Genomic DNA, 25489 nt, shown 5'->3' on the forward strand with positions numbered 1-25489 from the left:
TTTCGGTGATAACATCAACATCAAAGAGCGTGAGCGACTACGTTAAGAGTAAGATCGCACAGCGGATCTCTACATTCACCCTGGTGGTTTCCCCTCCATGCACGCTGGTTTATACTCTTACAATCGTTCTATCTCTTAAGGGTAGGGKGTGCCGATTCCTGCTCCTTTACGGGGTGCCTAGTACTGCTTAAGAAATACAACAGCAGATTAGTGTTTTTTTCCGCTTTTTCACATGCTTATAACATTGACAGTAGAAGATACAAACATGACTTCCGATATATCCGGCTCCACCGGTTTTGAGTATTGGAATAAGCTCTTCGTCCTCCAAGTTTTTATTCTTTATGCATTGAGTAATGTATACAATTTCTCGATTTCATTTTTATTACCATAATCGGTGACTGATGTATTTGTAACCAATCTTCTTGTCAACTCTTTGTCTGTTATAAGTTTAATTACTCCATTTACGATACCTTCGATACCCATAGGGGTAATTAAACCATCAACTTCATTGCATACTTGACTTTTTGCAGTAGGAAAATTGGTTATGAGCACTGGCTTTTCAAGAATTTGCGCCTCTCTAACCGTTACTGCCTTCCCCTCATATCTAGATGGTTGAACATAAATATCGCATGCATTGATATAGGGATAAGGATTGGTCCTTTTCCMCAGAAGTTTGAATCGATCCTGAAGATTTAATCTGTTGATTAATTCCCGTAGCTCGGCTTCCTGGGAACCATAGCCAACCACGTACCACTCAATATTATAGCCCTCATCCAAAAGTTTTCGACATGCATATACAGCATCATCAAGACCTTTTGCGTAAGAAAATCTCCCTACAGTAAGGAGTTTTGTTCTGTCAGGAGTTATTGGCATTTCGGCAGAAACATCTACTTTAGCCTGCTCTTTGATAAAAGAAGGAGAAATGATATTTTCCATCACCTCGGTCTTGTATCTAAGGGAAGGAAATAGATTAAGAAATGAATCTTTACAGCTTTCCGATACAGCTATTATGTTGTCCAACTGTTTCCACATTTGGTCTTCCATAGCTCTATTAATAGAGATATTCGAGTAATCGGTATGAATCCAACCGATCTTTCTTTTAGCTCGCACCTTGTCGCCAACAAAATAATGTGGCCATAAAAAACTGATAGCAGCATCGTATTCACCTTTTAATTCAGGAAGAAAGGGAAGTGTCATTCTCCAACCGTATTGAATTACCAGATATCCCGGTTCTTCACTTTTTATTCGCTTGCCATGTAATTCGCCTATGTATTTGGCAAGCATTCTTGATAATCCAATGGAAATATTACCTTCTTTTAAAATTTCCTTTGTTGATTTTCTAAATGTTGTATATTCTCGAATCTCCTGTAATAAGTTCGGTTCTACAGGTATCAATGAGAATAGTTCGCCTTCATGTTTAAATAACATTAAATCCACATCATATTTACCATAATCAATCTGACTGAGTAACCCTATCAAACTGCGCTCGACGCCTCCTATAGCCATATCAAAGGAGGTAATTAATAGCTTTTTCTTTTTCATTGTTTGTTTGCACCTCTTATCCTTCACATTAATCCATAAACGGACATCCATTCCCCAATATTTTTTTGAATGTCATAACCCGATTTAGAGAAATTGTTCATGATTTGCTGATACTCTGGCTTTTTTTGTAAAAAGGCTTTCTCGATTTCTTTAGTCCATATTTCAGTCCGTTCTTCCAAACTGATAAATGACATTAACCCTAAACCTAAATCGGTTGGTTGCGGGACTGTATCCGCAGCAATACAAGGAGTGCCTGAAGCCTGTGCTTCTAGCGTGACAATGCCGAAGCCCTCAAATAATGAAGGAAATAAAAAAACATCAAACGCTCGCATCAGTCTAGGAATATCCTTCCGCACTCCAACAAATCGTATATGCTTGAAGATCCCCATTCGTTTAGCTTCCTCCTCGATGCTATGCAAGCAAGGACCATCACCGACTAAAATTGCAGCAACATTATTACCATCGTCTAGCATTTGTTTTAAAATCCGCAGCAGGAACGGATGATTCTTTGATATAGAAAATCGACCAACATGACCTATAATTTTGGTATCATCCGCGATATTCAACTCTTGCTTAACGCTTGAACAATTGTCAGTGTTCTCAGTAAATTGAGTAAGATCTATACCGTTTTTTAATACTCGCACCTTATTCGATTTGATCGATGACTCACCAAAGAGGAATCGAGCTGCATCCGTACTGCAGGCACAATAATCGGTAGCGGAATATTTGATTATAGCCCGTAAAGTTCTTAACATTATTGCTTCTATAAAACCATTGCCTCTTCCCCAATTATTGCTGTGAGAATGGCAAATTCTTTTATGGACACCAGCTCTTTTAGCAGCTAAAGCAGCAAAGCCAGTCTGATAATCGGTATGTGCATGCACAGCGGTATAGTTCGTTTGTAACATGATCCTTTTTAATTCTTTTATGTATCCTAATGGTCCTAACTGGCCTAGACTCTGGATGCGAAACACTCTTCCGCCAAGTGAATTTATCTCATCATCATAATCGCATTTTTCATCGAGATGAGACACATAGTCAAACTGAACCTTAGATCTGTCCAGATTCCTATGAACATTCATTAATAACGTTTCTGCTCCGCCACGCTTCATAGCACTGACAATGTGCAGAACTCTTTGTGGTGTTGTAGTTTTGTCCATATTGTTCCACCTTATAAAGGAATATTCAATAGTAAATCGGCATTAGAATTAATGCACTTTGGTGAATATTTGACGCAAAAATAACCACTAGAAAGTATTTTTTTCAGCCTCCATCAAATATATATTTGGTAGCGGTGAAAACAATGGCTGACGCTAGAAATTGTCTAATCCCATTTATCAAGACTATGTAAAGTCCGGATGTTATGTAAATACATATACTCATCTCGAATAATTTTGAATATTTATACAATATGCTATAATTAATAGTGATAATCTTTGACGATAACACAAAAAAATCCACCCTTTCAATAAAGTTCTTAAGTATAGGAACTTTTTTGGAAAGACCGTATGATTAAACACTTTAATCATTTTAAGGGCATCTAATACTTCCACGCACCACACTCTTTTACGACATGCGTCTAAGGTGTCTATTTCAACCCAAAGCATGGCCGAGTGCCTCCATCGATAGCGGTAGAGACATCACCGGGTGTGTAATGTACTAGCGAACTCAATCGTTCTTCATAGAGAACAAATTGACAAAAAATAACTCTTCATATATAGATTCCGTATCTAATCGTGTTATATACTTTGTTTATATCGGTTAGAGGGGAAATTATTATAGACACCATTATTCTTTAAAAAGAACATGGATACAAAAAATACATGTTAGCCTGTTTGAGGTTCCATGTTTGATATTTTACCAGTTGGCAAATTAATTATTTATTAGTATATCATGATTATAGTTCTTTATAACGAACGAGTCAATACTTTTTACTTTTTCATTTGGTATTCCTGGAAGTGCAGCTCAGTGACATGTGATTTAAAATAAATCGGTCATAAGCCGAACACAATGTTAATAAACGATTAACTTTGAATTGCACCAAATTGTTTAAATATTGCTGAAGGCCCTATTTCTTTCCATGTAATGATACCTTTTGCAGTCCAAACAATATTATTATCTATCGTAGTACCTGTTGTTTTCCAGGTTGGCTCAGTCGCCCCAGATGTTCCTGTAGTGCTTACATAATAACAACCATTAGGTGTACTAGGCACGATAATAGCACCTGAAGTATAGGAAGTGTTAGCAGACCATGTATTTGTTAACCCAACACTATCTACAATTAGTTGTCCACTAGTAGGGATATTCGGAAAAGTAGGCATCATTGCCATTGAGGTACCAGCATTTTGAGCTTGATACACATACCCAGTTACTACAATTCTGTTTCCCGCCACCCATGTTTTAGATGAAGTCCAAATACCATTTTCCACGTAACCTTGGGTTGTACAAATCCATCCTATATACCCATTAGGTTGGGGGTTGGCATTAGTTAATATTTGTCCCAACTTATAATAACCGTCTGTCGGTAATGTTATTATGTTAGAATACGGGTCAATAGCACCATTAAGATTATTATTTGATTTAATAGCCATTTCATGAAAGATTACATTCATAAATTTAAATGTATTATCTTTAAAAATTTGTACTGTTGAAGTTGGTAACTTCGAACTGTCTGTTGCCAGAAGAGAAGTATTAGAACTAAATAGCGTATTTTGAACTAATAAACTATCTATAGAAACAGCACTATTATAAAACTGAATAACTGGTATAGAGTTAGGGAGAGAAGCATCATTATACTCAAAAGAACTATTGATAATTTCAATTCTACCCCATTGGCCATTTGGGACAAAATAAAACGCTTGATCACTGCTACCAAAAAAATGACAGTAATTGAAGCTGACTGTATCAACCTTTGGGTTTGCACCAACGTAAAAAAGTTGAAACCCACTCCATTGAAAAGTACAATTATCAAAATGATACCGCTGTACTTGAGAGACATCCGTAATTCCCAAACCAATCCTTCCTGTGTTATTGAAAGTACACCTATTATAACTACCTGGAGGTAAGCCTATACCAGTTCCATTGTCCATTTTAGTGTCAATGAATATAATATTGTTAAACTTCCATCCAACTTGAACATTATTAAGGCTCATAAATCTAGAGGTTCCATATCCCTCAAATGAGCAATTTATAAACATTTGAGGCTGTCCAGCAAGGATTACAGGACTTCGTGTACCTGACTGATTACGAAAGTCGGCATCAAAAGTAAATTTACAATTATTAATTAATGTACAAAAAGATTTAGTCCGATTAATACTGAACTGAGTATTGTGGAATATACAATCACCAATAACAATATCCGCGTTAGTATCCATAACACTTACTTCAGAATCGTAGATCATATTATTTGTAAATATGGTGTCTCCAATTAATCGGCAACTACTATTAATAAACCAATTCCCTTCAACAATTGTTCTATCCGCACGAGATGCAATATCAAAAATACCTTCACCTATCAAGTTTCCTCTAAAATAAAGCTGCCTACCTGCAAGAGCAGTTACCGTATATTGTTGATTTAAATACATACGATTTCTCTCGAAATAAATATACTGATTCAAATCGTAGCCATCTTCTATATCAGAAGCAGACTGTGGAGTTGTCCCCTTCTGAAATGACATATCATTATCTCTTATAAATACATACTTACAGCCTGTTAGACCAACAGCACAACGCCTATTATCATGAAGGTTATTTTTCTCGATATAAATATACTTTGGATACGTCCGTATGCTTACCTGAAGAGAACATGTCCCAACAGCAGGAATAGTTGGTTGGTGAAGAACAAATTTGGCAGATGCTGCGCCAGTAGGAATTAAAATGTCATCAAATAAATGTAGTTTTGTAACAGAGGAGTGAAAAGTTCCATCACTTTTATAAAAAATGCAATCATAAACATCCGTTGTTATTCCTGTTCCAACTCCTCCATAACTGTCTCCATAAAGTCCAAAAACTCCATACTTTTGTACATATGTTGAAGTGGTTTGGAATGAAACAGAAGTTCGAATATATTTTGATTGTGAATCAATCGAATTATCTAAAGTACCTGTAACAGTACTTATCCCTCCTACTTCAAAGACCTGTTTGGTGTTCAAATCATACCCACTCCAAAATCCTGGTTGCATATTAAATGCCGAAATAAGTTGTACACCATCACCAGTGCATTTACGTATCTCGAGGTTATCTACAGAAATGTATGAACCCCCATAGCTGAGCATTATACCTGCCCCAAACTCGTGTGTGCTTGAAATGGTGGTATAATCGTGATAATCTCTATCGCCTTCAATAATCCCATTTGTTATTCTACAAAACTTCTGGCCTTGAGTTATTTGAACAATGCTATATCCAATAGCACCGTTATTTCTAACTCTCAATGTTGAACCACCTAGATTAAGGGTCATGAAGCTTTGTAACTCAATACCTTGAGTTTCAGATATTAAATAGATTCCTTTGGGCAGAACGAATTCATTATACCCTTGTTGTGACGCCCAAACTATAGCATTATTAATACCAGTAACATTATTATAGGCAAATAGAGAATCCGAATAATTTGTTACTGTATCAGAAACACCCCATCTACTCAATTCTAATGTATAGGAGCCTAAATTCACACCTGAACTTGGAGCTTTTGGTTGCCAAACTCCGCTACTAAATGTTAGTACATTACCATCTAATGGTGCTATTGTTTTAGTATCCACATCAGTAAGCCCTGATAAACTTATAGATTTTTTATCCCAACTCATTAAGTCACCTCTCTAATTTTAGTGAATTAGGTTGTTACCCACGTTGGTGTTCCCATTATCGTTGCTGTATAACCATTCCCTGAGGAATCCGCAACACTAGTTCCAGAAAATTGTGTAGTAAAGTCGTATTGAGCAACAATGGTTGCTCCGTTATAACATGTGATTTTGAATAGATAACCTTTACATAATGAGTATCCATCATTTCTAGCCAGAACGACTATTGTATCTGTAAATGGAGTCAAAGTATTTGCAGTTAATGAAATTCTTGTATCCCAAGCAAAGCCGCTACTTACACTAGCAAAGCCGCTAGATTGAACAGGTAGTTGGTCTGCATTTGCGCGCACATATCCATTTTTCCCGCTAATTAAATAACGGTACACTGTAGCTCCACTACTAAAAATTCCATCAACGATAATCTTATCCATTGTTATAGATGGTAGCTTGATATATCCACCATTAGCATTACCGTCAGAGTACAATGCAGTTTTTGATGAAATATTAACTGTATAAATATGCGTTTGAACTGCACTTGAATTTCCCACGCTATCCTTTCCAAAGAATTTCAAGGTTGTAGTTGCGCTAATTGGAATTGAACTAGAGTAAATACTGCTACTAAAGGTAGGTGTACTTCCATCAACGGTATAGTAAATAGTAGCTGGCTCATTTGATGACAGAATCACTTGCTGTACTGATGTAAATGTGCCACCGTTTGGCGATACCGAAACAAGAGGAGAAGTTGTATCTGAACTACCACTTTGCATTTGCATTAATCCATATGCTCTATAAGGAACATTAGTATTAATACTAACTTGTGAAAATGGTTCAAAACTTTCCCCAAATACCTCGCCTGATTTCACTGTTATGGTTAGGCTATTAATAGTTATTGTTAAATCACTAGTTCCATCGTTGCTAATAACAAAACCTGACATTAATTGTTGAAAAGGATGTGTAACATTAGTTGACCCAGTAAAATAATCCTTCATAATATTGTTTCCAAATAAATACATTATTGCCCCCCCCCCAATTGTAATCAATCCTACTTCCATACTTAGTAATAAATTAATTCTTTCAGGGTAACATTTCATGACTTTCTTTTACTTAATTGCACACCCTTTATTACAGATTATGGTAGTTAAGACTTAATAGAAATAGACATCAGCTTGATTGTATAAAATTGGTACTAGAGCCTGCTCATTACACCCTAATTCTCATTTTGCTTTGTTTGTGAATATTTCGGTGCAGCAGAGCCGCTGGGTTAATAAGTGATAGCCATGCTGTTAATGAAATAGAGCCACCCTCTCGGAGGTGAGAGCCATCGTGATTAGATGGCTCTCGTTGGCAATTCTGTGATTAAATCAACTGTGCTTTTCGCTTTCTCATCGAATCTTCACCGTCGATGTGCATATGTGATATGAATTATGAACGATACGGTCTAGTATAGCGTCTGCCATTGTGTGTTCTCCGATTTTTTCATGCCATCCTTCGGGAGAAAATTGAGAGATAAAGATCGCTGAGGCATTCTGATGGCGTGCCTCAATGATTTCAATTAGATCCCAAGAACGAAGCGTTGCTTTCTTAATGAGTCTGCTTAATTGGTTCGACTTACGCCTTGCCCACTCTGCATCAACTACTAGCCCGAAGCGCTCTTCAAACGACAAACTGGAAGGGATATTTTGCATCTGTCCACGCAAGGATTCTGCCCTGGCACTTAACCGCATTTCATTGAGTTTTGTGATCGTTGTGTTGGTTAGCATTTATGACTTCCTCCCAGAGTAGGTTGATCCGCGAGTGAAGCCATGCGGATTAACGAAAGGAGGACTTGGCTGTTCGATTGTGGCGGCTTCTTCAAGTGTGTCTTGGCCTGATTTGAGTATGGAGCAGATTTGTTTGTAGCTTGGGCTTGGGGTATAGCTGAGAGCCCGTGCACACAAGCGGACTCGAGTCGAACGCTAGACGAGGCCGGTGATGCCATATCCCGGCACAACCGGGAATTCGGCAGCGAACGCACGGATACCGTCGACTGGACGAGGACGACTATGCTGGACCAGCTTATGGTGAAGCCAGCCACATGGAAGAATAGCGTCATGCGTAGTCAGTTAGCCTATGAGGTACGGGATTATATGGACGAGCAGGACAAGAGCGACCTTAAGCAGGCGGTCGTTCGCAAACGCACGGAAGGCCTACCGGTCAATGCCTCCGTGGTAGTTGCGCGAATCGTCCACTTAGGTCTCCATACGCCAGGAGAACCAGGGCCGGATATGAGTCGCTATGATGAGCTTCTACCCGCATCAGGAGGTGCTAGTTATGGATCGAAGTGAGGTCCGTCAAGAGACTGCACTTTTTTGTCGGCAACTCATCCTAAGCCAAAATGTCGTGCGGCTATGCGTCTTATAAGCAACGCCGAAGCAGGAAGAGTTCTTCATCAAGTATTTAAAGAAGTACTGCAACACAGAGAACGCCTGCGTAAAGTACGCCTGTTCCAGAAAGCGACCTTCCCAGTTATTCTCTACGCCTTCCTTCCACGCTGCAAACGGATGAACCGACCTCGTGTCAGTTCGTTCGGGACAAAAAGAATCTCGTACTCTACGGCCCCGTAGGTACGGGCAAAACCCACCTTGGCATCACTCTAGGTGTGAAGGCTTGCGAACTTGGGATGTCCACGCGTTTCTTCACCGCTGCCTCGCTCGTCAACCTCAGTGAGAGCAAGCGATCTGGTTCGTTCGAGCGTACCATGAAGGAACTAGAGAAAGCCGATCTCGCCATTATTGACGAATGGGGATATCTACCGATGGATCGCGAGGAAGCCCAGCAGCTCTTTCAAGTGATCGCTGCAAGCTATGAACGACGAAGCCTCATCATTACGACCAATCTCGAATTCTCCAAGTGAGGTGGTATATTTACCGACGACCAGATGGCAGCGGCAATGATTGACCGTCTTGCTCATCACAGCCAGCTCATCGTATTCGAAGGAGAAAGTTACCGCCTCAAGCATGCGTTATGCATCAAAAGTACCTGAAAATTGGAAATTACACAGGGATTTCACTTGACAGAACACAATGATGATAGTAGAACACTTCGATGACGCTTTTCGTAATTCGGACATCTACCTTATGTTTGATATATTTAGGGAACGCTGGAATGCATATTGTCTACAGCTATGTGGTATGTAAAGTTAGGAGAAAAAACGATATGTTTGATGTGTTTTCTAACAGACAGCTTTACATTTCATCCAACGCATTCATGCTAAGATATAGTCTTAAGCCATGTCATCTGATTATCGTCTGCCTGAATGAATGGACCGATATAACACCAGAAATTAAGATCGGATGCTGCATTCTAACCTGATCTACATACTTCTTCAAAATATAGGCTATTCCGGCACGCGTGAGTTTTTGATTTGAGCGATTACAAAATAGGGGTACTGCTTATGCACCTTACCATCCAAATGGTTTTCAACCAGGTATTGCTTGAGCAACTTAACAGTAGGCTCAAGTATAGGAACGATTCGAGTTTTGTTTCCTTTTCCCGTCAGCTTGATTGTTCCTGGTATTTGAAGACGTATATCTACTAGACGACCAATAACACCGTCTCCATGGCTTAATGGCCCTCTCCTTCTTCGCAAAGGGTTGTTCCCCGCACCCAAGTCAAGTCACACAACTAGCCCAAGGAACTAAAAAATATCGTCATCCCGCAATTTGGACAGTATTGTCGATAGATAGGAATGCGGAGTAATTCTCGTTTGGACCCTAATTCGGTAATGCCATTTCTGCTACAATATTATTATCGAGATAAATATGTCTTAACTTTGGAAGTTTTTTCAATAGTCTAAAATCAGTTACGTTATTGTTAGTTAGATTAATTTTTTCAAGATTTACACAATACTGTAGGCCATCTAAGTTGGATATGTTCTGGTTACTAAGATCCAGATCTTTAATTGAGCTTAATTCTGATATATTTACCCATAGATCCAATGGATTGGCAATAAGTTTTCTAATGCATTTTTCTAAATTACGGTCAATAAATGTAGCTACTCCAGCAATCTCAGAGGTAGTATAAAACTCCATATCATTTTCTTTGGCTTCATTAATAATTGTTTGAAGAGTTTTCGGTGATATTCTCCACTCCCCGGCTTTCTCCACTCCCCAGCCAAAATTCTTCCAGTCAGTTTCTTCAGGTAAAATAGAGTGGCAAGTTAAAATAATATTTTTACCTTTTTGTTTAGCTATTTTCAACATCTTTTTAATATATTTAACATTAGATAATTTATTTCTATCAATACAAATGGAAGGGGCAAAACCAGTATAATTAAATGGCGTAAGGTTATCCTCCAATAGAAGTCCTCTTGCAATTTTAAAGTATTTCGGGATCAATTCCTTTATGTTCTCATCGTTATAGTTAAAGTACGGAAAAGCAAAAGTAACTGGTTTCTTAAATTTCTCCTTATTTATTGAATGTGTTTGTTCTGCCAGCCAATTAAATAGTGGAATTATATCTTCTTCTACCCATCTATTAATTCCAAATTCATTAGAGTAATTTGCAGCTCTCATATGTTTAAAACCGTGATGAGCTATTTCGTGGCCATTTGATTGCAGTTCTAGCAACATATCTATTTCTTTCTGTGAATGCTCTCTTTGATTTTCGAAATGGTGAAATGTATTAACATTAAATGTCACTTTGACATCGTAATATCCAAACATTTCCTTTCCATATGTATACCAATGATTTACTCTAAAGCTATCATCAAAGGAAAGTGCAATTCCAGGTTTATTAATGTATGGAAGCATCGGCTCATGTGACTGATCATAAAATTTCTTGTTTTGTTTCTCCATAATTTTGATTATGTTTTGCCAATGTTTATGTTGAAAGTAACTCATTCTGTAGGATCTCAGTGCTCTTACAAATTTATTTTCCATTGGAATCAAGTCATCACCCTCATAAATGTTTATCTATTTCCCTCTATTTTCTAACCTTTTAACAAGCTTGAGCCTTTGCATAAAATGTAATCAATTTTCCATAATATATAATTACGTTTCTCTAATCTATGTCCATCAACAACGATAAGCCAATTGTCTTCTGCAGTTCTTATTTGGTCGATGGTATGCATACCATCTTTTCTCCAATCATTCTCTTTCTGAGTTCCACTTAATACTAATTTAATTTCTTCTTCTTGATACTCTGTCTCTGAAAGTAGTTTTATTTTAAATACTCTCACTGAACTTCCGTAGTTAGGTTTTCCATCCTGTGTATATCTATAAATGTCTTCCTTATCTACGATTACTCTACCACCAGGTCTAGTAATGTGTGAATTATTAGATATTAAAGGACTTTTAGGATGTTCTCTCCAGTTCCCTTCGAGCTTATCCGAAAAAAATAAGTGTAATTTACCACTTTTTGCAGCGAACATCCACCATTTATCCTTATATTGAAAGACACTTGCGTCTACATATCGTCCACTAATTAATTCACACACCATCTCCCATTCGTATGGGAATCTTATTGCTCTGTATAGTTTTACTTGATTCGCCTCACTTGACTCTGGAATCATATAGAATTCATTATTAAACTTAAATACATATGGATAAGATAGATGATAATTTTCCTTTAGAACAACTTTTTCGTAATTCCATTTTTCTCCATTTTCACTTGTTGCTAACCCAATAACCCCTCTTCCTGACGATTTATCAAGAACCTCAAAAAACATTGAAAACTTAGAGTCATGAGAAATAATGAATGGATCTGCAATAAATTCAGCAGGTACATCAGTAACATCTGCTGCTTGTAAAGTTGGATTTTCCAAGACGTTATCATGCGGTGGTGCAGAAATAAACGTATTAGAATTAAATACTTTTATTGACCAAATCCCCACAGTTATTGTTCTTTTAATTAACTTACCCAGAAAAGCTATTAAAATAAGCGTGATTATAGTAAGTAATATATACACAAAGACACCATCCTTTAATTCTTCGTTTCTAAACAAGTAATTATTTTTTACAACCAAATCAATCTACTGTTCCAATTTAATTTGCTGAAAAAACTTTACTTTGAGTCCAGTTAATATCTTGTTTAAAACATTCTTTATATATTGAAATTCTTTGGTTTTATAAAAAACAAGAATATACAATGCATTTGGAATAGTTAAACAAATACACCCTTTTATCACTAAAGAAATAAAACCGCTTCCTAATACTAATAAATTACAAATATATGTAGTTATCAAACAAGCGAGAATTGTTAAAGCAGCATAAAGTATATATTTATAAAAATATGACCGTACTGGGACGTTAAAAATATTTTTATAAATTAGCCGCGGAGCATTCCAAAACACAGTACTTAGAGTACTTATAGTAATCCCTAAAAAAATCCCAGCCAAAGCGAAATATCTAACTAAAATTAGTGATGCTCCTAAAATAATTACAGCTTCTATTATTGGCATATATTTGTCCTGAACAAATATCCCGCCTTTTACCTTGAATGTTAAAACCGAAGATCTTAACCCGTTGATGTAGAAATTAATAATAATAATTAAATATGTAAATGAGTCCAACAAATACCCTTTTCCGAGCCACCAATTAATAAAAGGTTCTAATAAATTGTATAAAAATATGACAGAAATTGAAAAAACCCAAAAATTTATTAAATACAATATCTTGAATACTGAATAACTCCTATCATTACTCTCAACGGCAATTAAATTCCCTATACTGGCTCCGACTCCACCTAGTATTGGAGCTATTAGTGCTGTTAGTTGTCCCAATATCATCGTATAGTTGGAATAAAGTCCTACTGTTTTGATTCCTATAAAGGATGAAATTAATATGTTAGTTGTACCGAAAACGCAATATCCACCTATACTATGAAAAAAAAGTGCTTTAATATTTTTAATTAAACTATCTTTATCTTCTTTATCAATAGAATATCTCTCTTTTGTTTTAATAAACGCATATCGCCTTTCTACTATTTTGCTACTGAAAATAGTTTGTATGAAAAATATAACAAGCTCTATCGATAAATACAGGATATAGTCTTTAGTCATAATTAATACAAATATCCTTGAAGTGATTATTATAATCTGGAAAATAAGATTCGCTCTGCTTAATATATATCCTTTCTGATCTGCATTAATTAAAGATACTTTATGAGCATTCATATACGTTAACATATTCTTCGCAACAAATATGAAGTATGCAATTGTGATATATGGGATTGATTCGCTTCCTTTCATCAATCCACCTAAAAACGGATAAAGAATTAAACTTAACATAAGGATAATTATTGCTAGCACTGTATAAGCCTTTTTATATAATTGGATAAGAGCTATAATCTTGGGCCTATTGTTCTCAGCTAATGGTTTGTAGAGATTATATACGATGCTTACTCCTATACCACTTTCTACTAATGAAAGCATTGAAAGAAGATTATCAATTAATCCATTAACTCCAAGATATCCTACTCCCAAACTGTCCAAAAAAACTTTTCTTGATATAAACCCTAGTACCCCAATAACTAATTGAGAAATAATTCCAATTGAGATATTCTTTATTGAATTCTCTATTCTCATTTCAAACAAATCCTTTTCATAAACTTTTAAGAATAGRCAAATAACCACTAAATATTATATATTTTTTCCATTTCAAGTGCGTAATCAAAGCTATCTTTCTCAAGATTGTTAGAAAACTTAATACAAATATCAGTATTGTTAATTAAGTTTGTTATTGCATCATAGATCTCATCTTCGTTAAATCTTACAATCAGTCCGGTTTCTCCATCTCTGATCTGTTCTTTCGCTCCAGTAAAATCAGTAGTTACAATAGGTTTTTTTAAACATCTCGCTTCTGCAAGTGCAATACAGTATCCTTCATGTCTTGAAGGCTGTACATATAAATCGCACTGTTCTATATAAGGATATGGATTTGAATTTGAACCTAAAAATAAAAATTTACCCTGCAGACTATAATCTTCCACTAATTTTTCATATTCTTTTCTCGAATTTCCTTCACCAATACAATACCACTTTACTTTATACTCATTCTTAATTAATCTTGCTAATACTCGTATAGCTATATCTTGGCCCTTTTCAGCTGATAATCTGCCTACTGTTAATATCCTTAAACCATCAAACTTATCAGAAAACCCATTACCTTCGTTTAATTGACTATAAATTAATCTTGATGATACTACGTTAGCGAATACTTCTGTTTTCTCTTTGATACCAGGCACCACATTAATTAGTTTACTTCTACCTTCGTTTGATACAACAAATATCTTATTGAACTTACTATAGATTTTAGCTGCAAAGTATTTATTAAATCCTATTTTGGTAATATCAAAGTGGATCCACTGAATTTTCTTCTTTGATTTTATTTTATTCAGAACAAAATAGCTTATGAAGTCCATTGGTCCGTCATAAGCTACTGCTGCATCAAACTCATTATTTAAAACAGGATAACTTTTTAAAATATATTTAAAGAAGATACTTCTATCTTGCGATACTTTTGATATTATGTGTAAAAATAAAATGATACTAGAATGGATTATTCTTCCTTTCTTAAACAATTTTAAAGCAGTTAACTGAGGAGGGTTGTTAAGTATTTCTTTTATATCCTTATACCTATGAAAATATTCAACTTGGACTCCATCAGGAATACAATTTGAAAATCCACCGTACTCCTCTAACAAAAATATTGTTATATCGTACTTATCTTTTGGAATCTCTGTCAACATGTTAAGTAGTGCTTTTTCAGTTCCACCTACGTTCATATTTATTGTCATAAATAATAATTTTTTTCTCATTTTTGATTACTCACCTTCATAATCGTTTCTACACCATTAAATGATGGAATTTTTCTATTTCTTCGACATTACCCTTTTTCTCAAAATTCAAATAATTCACGATATTTTCCCGCAGTGCTGTATCTTTTATCATTCTCAATATACCTTCACAAACTGCATTTGCAGTCATATCGACCACAAGACCATTTTTTTCATCTATCATTTGATTAAATACTGCATCAAATCTCGTAGTGACTACTGGTATATTAAGCATACGAGCCTCAGCTATTGCAAGACCATAACCTTCGAACCTCGAGGTCTGCACATATATATCGCTGTTTTTAATAAATGGATAAGGATTTGGTGTTACTCCTAATAGAACAAAACACTCTGATAAATCATTTTCTTTAATAAATTGTTCTATTTCAGCTTTTAAAGGACCTTTTCCTAATACATACCATCTAAACTTAATACCATTTTCTTTTAACTTTTTACATGCATGCAGTGCAATATCATACCCTTTTTGATGTGCAAGTCTTCCTATAGTGAGTATTCTAATCCCATCAAAATTATCTGAATAATTGTCTCCTGTACTAGCCATATTTACTATGAAGTCTGGGTCATTAATATCGTATATAATATCGACCTTATCAGAGTAACTCGGAAATGTTTCTAGTAATATTTCCTTAGCAGAATCAGAAACAGCAACTATCTTATCGTACTGATCATAAAATTTACTCTGATACTTTCTTTCTCTTTCATCTAATCGGTAACTAACATTTACCCAAGCAAACTTTTTCTTTGCTTTTATTTTTTCAGCTACATAAAAGGTTGGAATTCCCTGGGCATAACTTATTGCAACATCGTAAGTTTTTGGATTATGTTCAATTACACTCGATATACACTCCCAATAAATCCTAGCTTTCTGAGCGTTGGAGTATTTTTTCATTCGGATACCTAGCGAGTATTTCATTCTTGAAGAGAACATCTTCATTTCTGAATTCTTTACAGCATCCACTAAAGCTTCTATTATTGGTAACTTCGCAAAATTCGCATACTTTAATTTCCTTAAAATATTGACTTCTTTTGGAACTAATCCCTCAAGTAATTCTCCATGTGTAAATAACATTAAATCTACACTATACTTTGAATAATCTAACAAAGAGAGTAAAGTGATTAAGCTCTTCTCCGCACCCGCACAAACTAAAGAGTCTATTACAAACAATAGATTTTTTTTCATCTATCCATAGTAACCTCACTTATCAGTTAATTATTTCATTAATTACTTCATAAATTTTTCAACAGTATTAATAATTAATAGGTCTAATTCTTGAAACTGCTTCTAAGCGTCACTAATTGTATTTCTATTCTGTAATTTATTATGCGATGCCGTTGCTATAACTTCTTTTAAGTCCAGATCACGTATATTTAGCTGTTAATAAATCCCATTCCACAAGATAAATCATCACCTATGTTCATAGCAAAATATGCAAGAAAAAGAACCTCAAGAACCTCTATACGTTTTAAGAATGGTTCTATTAAGCGTTTTTTATTTTTTTTGTTAGTACTAAAAAACCAACATTGTAATTTAACAATGCAATTAAATATTTATATTTTATAGATAAAATTTTGTTTGTTAGTATTTTCCTAAAGTATTTTCTAACTTGCAACTGAATGCTTCTTAAATATTTCTTCTGATCATCTAAATTCTCTACTTGATTTAATATATAATTTACATTATCCACGCAGCCATAAACGAAACACGATAAAAACTCTCTTGAAAGTTGAGGATACTTACTACTCATAAAAGGTAATATCTCGCCCCAGCCAATAAAAGCATCTAATCTTTTCTCATCGAATTTTTTGGTCAGTATACTATTTTCCCGTTTAACATAAATATACCCAATATAGTTTGTAAAAATTGCACGGTTGCAATTAGCAAATATCTTATAGGTAGTAGATAAATCCTCATGAATACGGCCTTCTGGAAATGTTATATCCTCAAAACAACTTTTTCTAAATAATTTATTGCATAAAGAGAATCTATACAAAATACCTTTAAACAATTCTCTCATTGCTTCCGTATTACTCATTTCTTTTTTTATAAGCTCTTCTTCAATTTTATTTATTAGTTCACCATTGATTTCTCTGCCCAACTTGCATATAGATATATCACTATTTGTATGTATGCATAGCTCATACAATTCTTTATACATATTTTCATCAATTCGATCATCACTATCCACAAATCCTATATAATTACCTTGCGCTAGTTTAACCCCTACATTCCTAGAGGAGCTAACCCCGCCATATTTTTTATTAACAACTTTTACCCTAGTATCTTTCTGTGCGTACTCGTCACATATTTCAGCACTTTGATCAGTCGATCCGTCATTCACAAGAATAACTTCGAAATTCCTAAAGGTTTGGGTAAGAATACTGTCCAAACACTCCCTTATATACAATTCAACATTATATACAGGAACAATGATACTGATTGCTGGTTTCATATTTTCCTTTTCCTTAAAATGAGATTTTTTGTTTCACCATTGTCGACGAAACACCATCTGTGTACGGGAAATATACGATCTCAACACCTACTTCATTAAACTTTTTCTCCACCTCGTTAAAGAGAGTGCTTCCTTTCCAATCATCGCCTACAAACATGACATCATATCTTAGATATTCCCAGGCTGAGAACTTATCACGATTGGTCTGTTGAACAACTTTATCTACATATTTAAGCGATTGTATAATTGCCATTCTCTCCTCTTGTGGAATAACGGGCAGTTTATTTTTATACTTCATCACAAGTTCGTCTGTACTAACTCCCACAATCAGAAAATCACACAATTCTCTTGCCCTCATTATGATATTTAGATGCCCGACATGAAACAAATCAAAAACACCGGTTGTATAGCCTATCTTATACGGCTTCATTGATAAACCTCCCTTTTTTATTACAAACCTCATCAATACGTCTAAGCAGCCTTTCACATGCATTACCTTTTTCAAAGGAACCTATAAGAGCTAAAAACTCATTCAAGTTATTTTGATACTCTTCATAAGAGTACGTTTCGATTTTATGTAGTAAATCCGGGTTGTTAAAAGCGTTTATGAAAGGAAGCTCTTTTAAATCAAAGTATAATTTTCTCTCATTTTTAATATAGTCATCCATATCGGGTACGTATAGAAAACATGGGCGCCGTGTATTTGAGAAATCAAACATGAGAGAGGAGTAATCTGTAATTAAAACATCAGATACGCTTAATAGTTCTTGAATATCATCATAATCAGTCACATTCTTCACTTGTTCACTAAAGCGAAGGTCAGTAGATCTGGAAATCAGATGTGGATGCAATTTAACTAAGAATATCCATTTTCCACCAAACCGCTGCCCAAGTGATTTCAGTATTGCATCATAATCCAAATTATATATATCTAAACTATGATCTTTCCTAAAAGTAGGAGCATACAAGATTACCTTACATTGGCTAGGTATGCTAAGACTGTTTATAATATCTTCTCGTAAAACAGAACCATTTCGGAATAACATATCATTCCTAGGGGTACCGTATTCGAAAATTTCACCATTATACCAGAATGATCTTTGGAATATCTCTGTGCTGAGCTTACATCCAGATAATAATAGATCACATTTTAAAGAATCCCTTTTAGCCATCTGTACATAATGTTCAGGTAAAACATTTTCCGCATCTTTCTCGATATACTTTAACCGTAAGGAGCTATGCCAGGTTTGAATATAATATTGATCTTTTCTTTTTACGAAAAATTCTGTTGATCTATAATTTGTAATAATGACTTTCGATGTACATAAGTCATAGAAATATCTTAAGGACATGATCTTTACTTTTCTAAATCCGGTTAAATGCTGCTTCGACTTTATGTCATTAAAGGCCCATACCACATCGAACTTATCTTCAGGAAAATTTGCAAGAATGTATTCCGTTATATATTTAGGACTACATCCAAATTGACTCCCATAGTAGCTAAATAAGAATATTTTATTTTTCCTTATCGGAAAGCAGTTGAACAAGTAAATAATTACGAAAGTAATGCATTTTTTGAGCACTCCAATAAAGTTGGACATATGCGTCTCCTTGCTTATCTAGAAATTTAATCGCTTCAACGTTGTCGGCCGCGGCAATACTTTCAATTTTCTTAATACTTTTCTTGCTAATAAATAACAGATATATAGATAAGGATGTATATTGAATAGAAACAATTGTCTCCTTAAATGTTGATCAGTTTGAGCTGCCTTTACTAATTGGCCAAGGTTATCCTTTACATATTGCTGTATTTCCTTCCGGTGTAAGCCAGCAATATCTTTTTTTCTATTCACCAAGAGAAGAGAATAATGGATGAGACACATTTTCAGGATTGTTTTATAAGACTCACTCGTTAGTTCGGTATAATACTTCTCAATAAAACGGTGTCTCTCTTTCGCCCCTCTAATTATGTCCAGATTTCTTGGTGTATAGGTAGCTACGATACTATCAGTACGCTGGTAATAGTAGTACATCGGTTGATGCAAGATAACGTAGGTATGAACACGGTGCATAACTTGATGTGCCCAAAAAACATCCTCGAACAGAACACCTTTTTTAAAAGGAATATCTTTAACCAATTTAGTTCTATACAGTTTACCCCAGGCAAAGTTTTTAACCCTTTCATTTATCACTAACTCATACATAAGAAGTTTATTATCTAAAATAATGGCATCTCCAGTAATTGAATAATGACGATTATCTAATAGCAAATGGTCATCAAAAGCATAGTAAAAAGCGACTTGAACAATATCTGCCATGTACAGAAGACTCTTATCGACCATTTCTTCGACCATGTTATGCTCTAGCCAGTCGTCGCTATCAAGAAACAACGTATATTCCCCTGTAACACATTGCATACCGGCATTTCTGGCATCGGACAATCCCCCGTTCTCCTTATGAACAACTTGTATCCGGTGATCTGCCTTGGCATAATGTTCCGCGATTTCTCCACACTGATCGGGGGACCCATCATTTACCAAAATGATTTCTAAGTTGAAATAGGTTTGATTCAAGATACTTTCCACACATCGGCTTAGGTACTTTTCAACTTTATAGATAGGAACTACAACACTCACTTTTGGTAACATTGTTTTATCCGCCTAACTCGTCGAATTATATAACTTAAAGCTCTTAACTATAGTGTCCTCGCAGAAAACCACATAGTTAAGAACTTTAATAAATATGGGACATTAAACCCTAGTACCTTATTTTTGTTCTCTATAAAGAACATAAAAAGAAAAAATATAAAGGTTATTCTTTTCTCTATTTTAGTTCTTTATAAAGAACAAGTCAACACATAATTGTTTTATGCAGTCGCTGTCGCATCCCAAACTTGATTTCCTAATAAATCAGAAAATAATCCGCCTTCAACTTTTGCAAGTTGGTGGAAATCACCTCGTTGAATGATTTGGCCCTGATCCAGCACGATGACTTGATCCGCATTTCGAATGGTCGATAATCGGTGGGCAATAACGACAATCGTGATCTTTCCTTTTAGTCGATCTAGCGCCGCTTGAATCCCAGCCTCATTCTCTGTATCAAGTGCACTCGTCGCTTCATCCAAAACAAGAATGGCCGGTTTTCTTAGTATCGCACGGGCTAGCACAAGCCGTTGTCTTTCGCCTCCTGAGAACCGGACTCCCCGATCACCGATAACTGTATCGAGCCCTTGCGGTAATTTCGCGACGAACTCCGCTGCTACCGCAAACTCCAGGGCTTCCCACATCTGTTCTTCAGAAGCGTCTGGGCAAATCATGATCAGATTTTCCCTAATCGTTGTATGGAAGAGAAAGGGATCCTGTGACACATAGCTGATGGATTTTCTGAATGAGCGAATTTGATCGTTCTGGAGCGGTACCCCGTCTATCCGTATTTGCCCTTTTTCCGGTTGTATGAGCCCCATAATCACATCAACGAGCGTGCTTTTGCCGGCACCTGAACGACCAACGACAGCTGTCGTTTGCAAAGCTTTTATCTGAAGATTAATATCCGTTAGTGCAAATGTCTCTTCGGTAGGCTGATATCGGAAATACACTTGCTGGCATTCAATGTGCTCATGCACGGGCATAGGTTTCACTTCTTGCTGGTTGGCATTAGGGTCGATATGAAACTCTTGGGCAATCCGTAATTCGTCCTTCAACTTGATGATCGATTGAAATGCGGGAATCATAGAAGAGATATTTTCTAAATTGGATTGTATACCTGTGAAGCGAGGCCATAATCGAGAAAATATGACGATAATGAGCAGCAATTGTTCAATTTTGGTTTGGAATAAGGTAAAGGAAAGATACATAAAAGCAGCAATCAACAACGCGGATGACACTTTATAGAATAGTTGAGAATCAGATCTTAACTTGACATAATCAATCTGCTCGCTCATTATTTTCTTAGTTTGGGAGCGAAACCAAGCTAGCCTGGATTCCTCCAGCGTATTGCTCTTAATATCTTTCATACCGCCAAGTTGGTCGGTAATGCCAGCCAGGAAACTCTGAGACAATTGTGAGGTTTGACCACCAAGTGCTTTTGCCTTTTTAATAAATTTGCGTGAAAAGAAGGTAAGGATAATGCCAAAAGTTAATACAAAAAAAGTCATCGTCGGAGATAACCAGAAAGCTAAGCTAATTTGAATCAAAGTAAAAATAATAGACGCAATAAACTGAAGAATTAAGTTAGTTCCAAACCCTACACGTGTTAATTCCGTTGTTAACGAATTAATTAGATCCGATCTTCTGTGCTTCACATAAAAAATCCAATTCGATTGCATCAATGCCGAATAGGTCTCCAATCGTAAATGGCGGAGAAAATTTTGTTGTATGTGGGCATCTCGCAGACTGAGCGAGCGTTGAATACAGTTCTGCCCAATGTTCAATAGGACGAACATGCCCAGCATAATTGGTAATCCTAGTGCTTCGGGAAACTCTTGAAAAAAGGTCAAGAATCGCGAAATAGGAGAACCGCTTGTATTGACATCCATAAGGCCGCTAGCACTAACGATGGGAAGCAATAAGAATACGCCTGCTCCTTCTAATAGACTAATCAATACCATGCCCAGAATACTAATCATCAATTTATTTCCAGCAAATGCATACAGCTTTTTGGTAAAATGTAAGACGTACTCCATGTCTTTTCCCCCTATTGCCATGCGTGATTCCTTGTTTTCCTCCAAGCCCATAAGACAGGTCTCAATGGGAAGTACAAGAAATGGAGGTTCCTTGGCAGTGGAAGTATTTCCACATCCATGGGATACGGATATAGGAAACTTATGATATAAAGAAGCTTCAACTGAAAGGACATTAACGAAAATAAGTGACGTTTATGGTAGTTAGCTACATAGTCAGGTAAAGGTTCTTGATGTAGATGAATCATCTGTTTCAAATAAAACAGGGCATCTTGCGCTAAAGCCTTAGGCTTGTTACCACTCGTCATTGGGTATAATTCCTTACCTAGGGGAGTACCTAACAATTGCGAGGATAAGTGGAGCGCTTGACCACCAACTTGGTTCATTCGATATTTTTTTAATACGAGAGACACGTTCCCCCAATCATGATGAAGTCTTACAATTCGATCGATATCGACTAGCCAGCGAAGTCTTGACCAGCCATGTCGAGCCCCATGTGAAGCAAGGAATAGGAAGAGATCATCATAACCTAACATATATACAGGGTGGCTTGCTAATGTGCTTACCCTTCGCCTGTCCCATAATTCTTTGAAGGTAGGTTCATACGAGGGCCCTGGATTAAGTCTCCAATGAATTTCAAGTTTCACCTTTTTGTGAGGATGGAAATAGGTGACATGATGATGTCTCCATTGCCAGTCATTAAGCACCGTAGAGAAGTATTCATCTTTCACATAATCAAGTTGGATGAGGAGATCATGTGTCTTCTCTAACTGATCTAAAGAAATGAGCACATCCAAATCACTGCATGTTCGCTTCGACAGATCTCCATATAGATCTATAGCGAGGGCTGGTCCTTTGAGGAGCATCACTGGGATTTCATTGTCAGCTAATAATTGACATACTTGCTCCATCTCACCGCTTAAGTGAAGCATTTGAAATGTATTCTGTTGATAGGCCCGGCGCACCGCTTCAACAACATAGGAAGGAATCGCAGTGCTGTTCATTCTTTTCAATTGATTATAGATATAGGGATAAACGCGATGATGACGCGCTAATTCTAAGAATAGGTCCCAATTCGTATCTGTCATCAACTCATGCTGGTCAGAAAGCGTACCTCCGTCGCTTTCACACTTCATGAATAGGAGCAGTAGCTTCAATTCATTCGATAATTCGGTTAGATCTAACTCTATATCCGTGTTCATTCCATGTCTCCCTTATCTCATTTATTGCTCGTCTTTGCGAATTTTCCCACAACTGTAAATCGCTCCATACCTTCCTTGCCTGTTACATAGTAACGACCGCTTCGCAACCACGCATGAGCAATCATCTTCTTCGATTCATCTCGTGCAGTCCCCAAGTAAAGGGTACTCTCAATCTGACGCCGATGGAGCATTTTCATCGCAGCAATCGCTCTAACCAGACATTTGCTATCCCTAATCGTGTACTTGCTCATCAAATCAATCGCACTGGAAATTTGCCGTAGGGCCATCTTATTGCTTTCCAGTTGATCATCTGATGTTTCATGCATGGAAGTGCCCAATGAAGGAGCCACCTTGGAAAATGGCATTTTCACAAGAATACGCGCCCATCCCAAGTAAAACAGCGCTTCGATCAATAGAAGCAGCGTTCTCCCATTAAGAGAGAGCAATACTTTGACTTTACTCATTTCGATCACATCCTCTACCGACCTAAGCTGGAAGCGATTGCCCAGTCTCTTCGCCAAAGTAGATTAGGTTTTGATTCAATAAATCCTGCAAAAATGAAACTACTTGTGTCTCACAAACGCCCTGTTCAACATCATATTCGGACATTAAGACGGACACTAGCTCGGCAGCCGAAGTAGGCCTATCCAACAGGCTCCATATCCTACCGCCTATAACACCAAGGTTATAATAGCTCCCATTCGCTATGCTCATCATGACTTTCTCGCCATCCATATCACTTACAATGTTCCCTTTTCCTTGATGAATTTGAAAATTCATAGGAATACGCTGATTCTCCATTATGATCTTTCCCCCTCTTGGATCGTTTGTAGAACTAAAGAAACCATTTCCAGAGCCGTGAAGCCCGATGACGGTCGACGCAACTGATGGAAATCAATATGCTTTGAAATCAGCACCGTCGTCATAAAATGCCAATCCAATAGTTGAAGTCTCTCCAGCAAAGAGCTGCGGAACGTATGATTGAACAAGGTTCGAAGCCTTTCAAGACCTTCGATCGGTTGAATCTGAACGCCCTCGCTTGCCGTTTTATTAAGTTCAATAATCCCCACTAGGGGCATTGGCTCATTTGCAAATTTAGTTGGAACCGGAACGAGATATTTCGTTTCCCTGTTAAATATGGATTGTAAGTTGCTTGTTTCTACCCCAAATTCGGTCAAGCTTTCCTGCCAAAGCTTTTGTTGTGGATAGGCAGGCATCACCATCGGAATATGATCTTCCGTTAATGTTACCGCGATCACATCATCGCTGATTAAGCGATAGCCCTTACTTAGAAAAGCAGATGCCAGAGTCGATTTGCCTGCGCCAGAGTCACCAACGAACGCATAAGCCTTTCCGTCAATCTCGATTGCACTTCCATGAAGCGGCAATATCTTTCTCTGCATGAGTAGAACACCCATACACGTACCTAGTACATAAAGCCGAATTTTCGCTTCATCCGGATCGTTCATCACTGAAACGTCAATATTCACCCCATTTTGAATACGGAAGATGGCCGTATCAGGGATATGAAACATGAATACATTCTCACTGACAGTAAACTTCTCGTGCGGCTTAGCCACATCAAACCAGTCTGTCGTTAAGTCAATTCGTCTTACCTTCACGTCAACTTGGATATCTTGCTCGCTCATTTGAGCTAACTCTGGTAATTGAAACTCACTAGATATGCGCAACCCGAATGCTTTATATACAACTCTATTCAGAGTTCCAATCATGGCTATCACTCCACGTTTTGCATGTTTGTTTGGATAAAAACCCTTACACCTGTCACAGTATAAGGGTATTATCAAGCTTCTCATTATGTAATAAAATTAGCTGTAGTTCACTACATCGTCTTTGAGAGCGTCTGGATCTGGTTGAAAGGCATCAGGATGCGCGATCCCTGGTCCAGCCATTGTCATTTTCAATTCAAGAACTTCCAAAGTCGGATTTTCCCACAATTTTTTAGCTTGATTTTGCATATATTCACCC

21 protein-coding genes and 3 pseudogenes are annotated in these 25489 nt (G+C 36.7%); 2 read left to right on the forward strand and 22 right to left on the reverse strand.

The window, feature by feature from the left end; genetic code table 11:
- Positions 1 to 339: 339 nt before the first annotated feature.
- From AC1DVJ_RS01040 to AC1DVJ_RS01065, 6 genes and pseudogenes are all read right to left on the reverse strand, one after another.
- Positions 340 to 1542: a glycosyltransferase gene (locus tag AC1DVJ_RS01040; protein WP_477587686.1), complete on the reverse strand. Its 1203-nt coding sequence runs from the start codon at positions 1540 to 1542 to the stop codon at positions 340 to 342.
- 23 nt (positions 1543 to 1565) lie between these two features.
- Positions 1566 to 2702: a glycosyltransferase family 1 protein gene (locus tag AC1DVJ_RS01045; protein ID WP_477587687.1), complete on the reverse strand. Its 1137-nt coding sequence runs from the start codon at positions 2700 to 2702 to the stop codon at positions 1566 to 1568.
- 28 nt (positions 2703 to 2730) lie between these two features.
- Positions 2731 to 3012, reverse strand: a pseudogene (locus AC1DVJ_RS01050) (EpsG family protein); the annotation flags it as partial.
- A gap of 554 nt (positions 3013 to 3566) precedes the next feature.
- Positions 3567 to 6341 carry a right-handed parallel beta-helix repeat-containing protein gene (locus AC1DVJ_RS01055; RefSeq protein WP_477587688.1) on the reverse strand — a complete coding sequence of 925 codons (2775 nt, stop codon included), beginning with the start codon at positions 6339 to 6341 and terminating at the stop codon, positions 3567 to 3569.
- A gap of 26 nt (positions 6342 to 6367) precedes the next feature.
- Entirely contained in the window at positions 6368 to 7348 is a 981-nt protein-coding gene (locus AC1DVJ_RS01060; RefSeq protein ID WP_477587689.1) for a chitobiase/beta-hexosaminidase C-terminal domain-containing protein, read from the reverse strand.
- A gap of 343 nt (positions 7349 to 7691) precedes the next feature.
- Positions 7692 to 8095 (reverse strand): annotated as a pseudogene (locus tag AC1DVJ_RS01065) (ATP-binding protein).
- Between the two features lie 129 nt (positions 8096 to 8224).
- Here AC1DVJ_RS01065 and AC1DVJ_RS01070 point away from each other — a divergent pair.
- Complete coding sequence (locus AC1DVJ_RS01070) at positions 8225 to 8659, forward strand: hypothetical protein (RefSeq protein ID WP_477587690.1); 435 nt, start codon at positions 8225 to 8227, stop codon at positions 8657 to 8659.
- 206 nt (positions 8660 to 8865) lie between these two features.
- A pseudogene (locus AC1DVJ_RS01075) lies at positions 8866 to 9357 on the forward strand (ATP-binding protein).
- Between the two features lie 354 nt (positions 9358 to 9711).
- On the opposite strand, the gene AC1DVJ_RS01080 reads toward AC1DVJ_RS01075, so the two are convergent.
- From AC1DVJ_RS01080 to AC1DVJ_RS01155, 16 genes are all read right to left on the reverse strand, one after another.
- Entirely contained in the window at positions 9712 to 9963 is a 252-nt protein-coding gene (locus AC1DVJ_RS01080) for a hypothetical protein (protein WP_477587691.1), read from the reverse strand.
- A 124-nt stretch (positions 9964 to 10087) separates the two neighbouring features.
- Positions 10088 to 11254 carry a leucine-rich repeat domain-containing protein gene (locus AC1DVJ_RS01085; RefSeq protein ID WP_477588047.1) on the reverse strand — a complete coding sequence of 389 codons (1167 nt, stop codon included), beginning with the start codon at positions 11252 to 11254 and terminating at the stop codon, positions 10088 to 10090.
- 50 nt (positions 11255 to 11304) lie between these two features.
- Positions 11305 to 12318 (reverse strand): glucosamine inositolphosphorylceramide transferase family protein, encoded by a 1014-nt coding sequence (locus AC1DVJ_RS01090; RefSeq protein WP_477587692.1) that lies wholly within the window; start codon positions 12316 to 12318, stop codon positions 11305 to 11307.
- A gap of 27 nt (positions 12319 to 12345) precedes the next feature.
- On the reverse strand, positions 12346 to 13899 hold the full coding sequence (locus tag AC1DVJ_RS01095) for a lipopolysaccharide biosynthesis protein (protein ID WP_477587693.1): 1554 nt from the start codon (positions 13897 to 13899) through the stop codon (positions 12346 to 12348).
- Between the two features lie 47 nt (positions 13900 to 13946).
- Entirely contained in the window at positions 13947 to 15131 is a 1185-nt protein-coding gene (locus AC1DVJ_RS01100; RefSeq protein ID WP_477587694.1) for a glycosyltransferase, read from the reverse strand.
- Between the two features lie 28 nt (positions 15132 to 15159).
- Positions 15160 to 16350 (reverse strand): glycosyltransferase, encoded by a 1191-nt coding sequence (locus tag AC1DVJ_RS01105; protein ID WP_477587695.1) that lies wholly within the window; start codon positions 16348 to 16350, stop codon positions 15160 to 15162.
- Between the two features lie 298 nt (positions 16351 to 16648).
- Entirely contained in the window at positions 16649 to 17620 is a 972-nt protein-coding gene (locus AC1DVJ_RS01110; protein WP_477587696.1) for a glycosyltransferase family 2 protein, read from the reverse strand.
- Between the two features lie 13 nt (positions 17621 to 17633).
- A complete protein-coding gene (locus AC1DVJ_RS01115) occupies positions 17634 to 18050 on the reverse strand; it encodes an FAD synthase family protein (RefSeq protein WP_477587697.1) in 417 nt (138 codons plus the stop codon).
- Positions 18037 to 19221, reverse strand: coding sequence for a CDP-glycerol glycerophosphotransferase family protein (locus AC1DVJ_RS01120; RefSeq protein WP_477587698.1), 1185 nt, complete (start codon positions 19219 to 19221; stop codon positions 18037 to 18039). Before AC1DVJ_RS01120 ends, AC1DVJ_RS01115 begins: the two co-directional genes overlap by 14 nt.
- 18 nt (positions 19222 to 19239) lie before the next feature.
- Positions 19240 to 20268, reverse strand: coding sequence for a glycosyltransferase family 2 protein (locus AC1DVJ_RS01125; RefSeq protein ID WP_477587699.1), 1029 nt, complete (start codon positions 20266 to 20268; stop codon positions 19240 to 19242).
- Positions 20269 to 20486: 218 nt separating this feature from the next.
- On the reverse strand, positions 20487 to 22301 hold the full coding sequence (locus AC1DVJ_RS01130) for an ABC transporter ATP-binding protein (protein ID WP_477587700.1): 1815 nt from the start codon (positions 22299 to 22301) through the stop codon (positions 20487 to 20489).
- 11 nt (positions 22302 to 22312) lie between these two features.
- Positions 22313 to 23500 carry a nucleotidyltransferase domain-containing protein gene (locus AC1DVJ_RS01135; protein WP_477587701.1) on the reverse strand — a complete coding sequence of 396 codons (1188 nt, stop codon included), beginning with the start codon at positions 23498 to 23500 and terminating at the stop codon, positions 22313 to 22315.
- A 17-nt stretch (positions 23501 to 23517) separates the two neighbouring features.
- Positions 23518 to 23964, reverse strand: coding sequence for a lasso peptide biosynthesis B2 protein (locus AC1DVJ_RS01140; RefSeq protein WP_477587703.1), 447 nt, complete (start codon positions 23962 to 23964; stop codon positions 23518 to 23520).
- A 22-nt stretch (positions 23965 to 23986) separates the two neighbouring features.
- On the reverse strand, positions 23987 to 24301 hold the full coding sequence (locus tag AC1DVJ_RS01145) for a lasso peptide biosynthesis PqqD family chaperone (protein WP_477587704.1): 315 nt from the start codon (positions 24299 to 24301) through the stop codon (positions 23987 to 23989).
- Positions 24301 to 25233 (reverse strand): HPr kinase/phosphorylase, encoded by a 933-nt coding sequence (locus tag AC1DVJ_RS01150; protein ID WP_477587705.1) that lies wholly within the window; start codon positions 25231 to 25233, stop codon positions 24301 to 24303. Before AC1DVJ_RS01150 ends, AC1DVJ_RS01145 begins: the two co-directional genes overlap by 1 nt.
- Positions 25234 to 25329: 96 nt before the next feature.
- Complete coding sequence (locus AC1DVJ_RS01155; RefSeq protein ID WP_477587706.1) at positions 25330 to 25479, reverse strand: paeninodin family lasso peptide; 150 nt, start codon at positions 25477 to 25479, stop codon at positions 25330 to 25332.
- Positions 25480 to 25489 lie beyond the last annotated feature (10 nt).

It is taken from the genome of Paenibacillus sp. P4_A9, assembly GCF_056402415.1.

Coding starts and splice junctions, on each gene's coding strand:
- AC1DVJ_RS01060 (WP_477587689.1), bottom strand. CDS start 7,348: ATGTATTTATTTGGAAACAATATTATGAAGGATTATTTTACTGGGTCA.
- AC1DVJ_RS01095 (WP_477587693.1), bottom strand. CDS start 13,899: ATGAGAATAGAGAATTCAATAAAGAATATCTCAATTGGAATTATTTCT.
- AC1DVJ_RS01130 (WP_477587700.1), bottom strand. CDS start 22,301: ATGGAGTACGTCTTACATTTTACCAAAAAGCTGTATGCATTTGCTGGA.
- AC1DVJ_RS01105 (WP_477587695.1), bottom strand. CDS start 16,350: ATGAAAAAAAATCTATTGTTTGTAATAGACTCTTTAGTTTGTGCGGGT.
- AC1DVJ_RS01140 (WP_477587703.1), bottom strand. CDS start 23,964: ATGAGTAAAGTCAAAGTATTGCTCTCTCTTAATGGGAGAACGCTGCTT.
- AC1DVJ_RS01085 (WP_477588047.1), bottom strand. CDS start 11,254: ATGGAAAATAAATTTGTAAGAGCACTGAGATCCTACAGAATGAGTTAC.
- AC1DVJ_RS01125 (WP_477587699.1), bottom strand. CDS start 20,268: ATGTTACCAAAAGTGAGTGTTGTAGTTCCTATCTATAAAGTTGAAAAG.
- AC1DVJ_RS01120 (WP_477587698.1), bottom strand. CDS start 19,221: ATGTCCAACTTTATTGGAGTGCTCAAAAAATGCATTACTTTCGTAATT.
- AC1DVJ_RS01045 (WP_477587687.1), bottom strand. CDS start 2,702: ATGGACAAAACTACAACACCACAAAGAGTTCTGCACATTGTCAGTGCT.
- AC1DVJ_RS01100 (WP_477587694.1), bottom strand. CDS start 15,131: ATGAGAAAAAAATTATTATTTATGACAATAAATATGAACGTAGGTGGA.
- AC1DVJ_RS01155 (WP_477587706.1), bottom strand. CDS start 25,479: ATGCAAAATCAAGCTAAAAAATTGTGGGAAAATCCGACTTTGGAAGTT.
- AC1DVJ_RS01145 (WP_477587704.1), bottom strand. CDS start 24,301: ATGGAGAATCAGCGTATTCCTATGAATTTTCAAATTCATCAAGGAAAA.
- AC1DVJ_RS01150 (WP_477587705.1), bottom strand. CDS start 25,233: ATGATTGGAACTCTGAATAGAGTTGTATATAAAGCATTCGGGTTGCGC.
- AC1DVJ_RS01055 (WP_477587688.1), bottom strand. CDS start 6,341: ATGAGTTGGGATAAAAAATCTATAAGTTTATCAGGGCTTACTGATGTG.
- AC1DVJ_RS01115 (WP_477587697.1), bottom strand. CDS start 18,050: ATGAAGCCGTATAAGATAGGCTATACAACCGGTGTTTTTGATTTGTTT.
- AC1DVJ_RS01110 (WP_477587696.1), bottom strand. CDS start 17,620: ATGAAACCAGCAATCAGTATCATTGTTCCTGTATATAATGTTGAATTG.
- AC1DVJ_RS01135 (WP_477587701.1), bottom strand. CDS start 23,500: ATGAACACGGATATAGAGTTAGATCTAACCGAATTATCGAATGAATTG.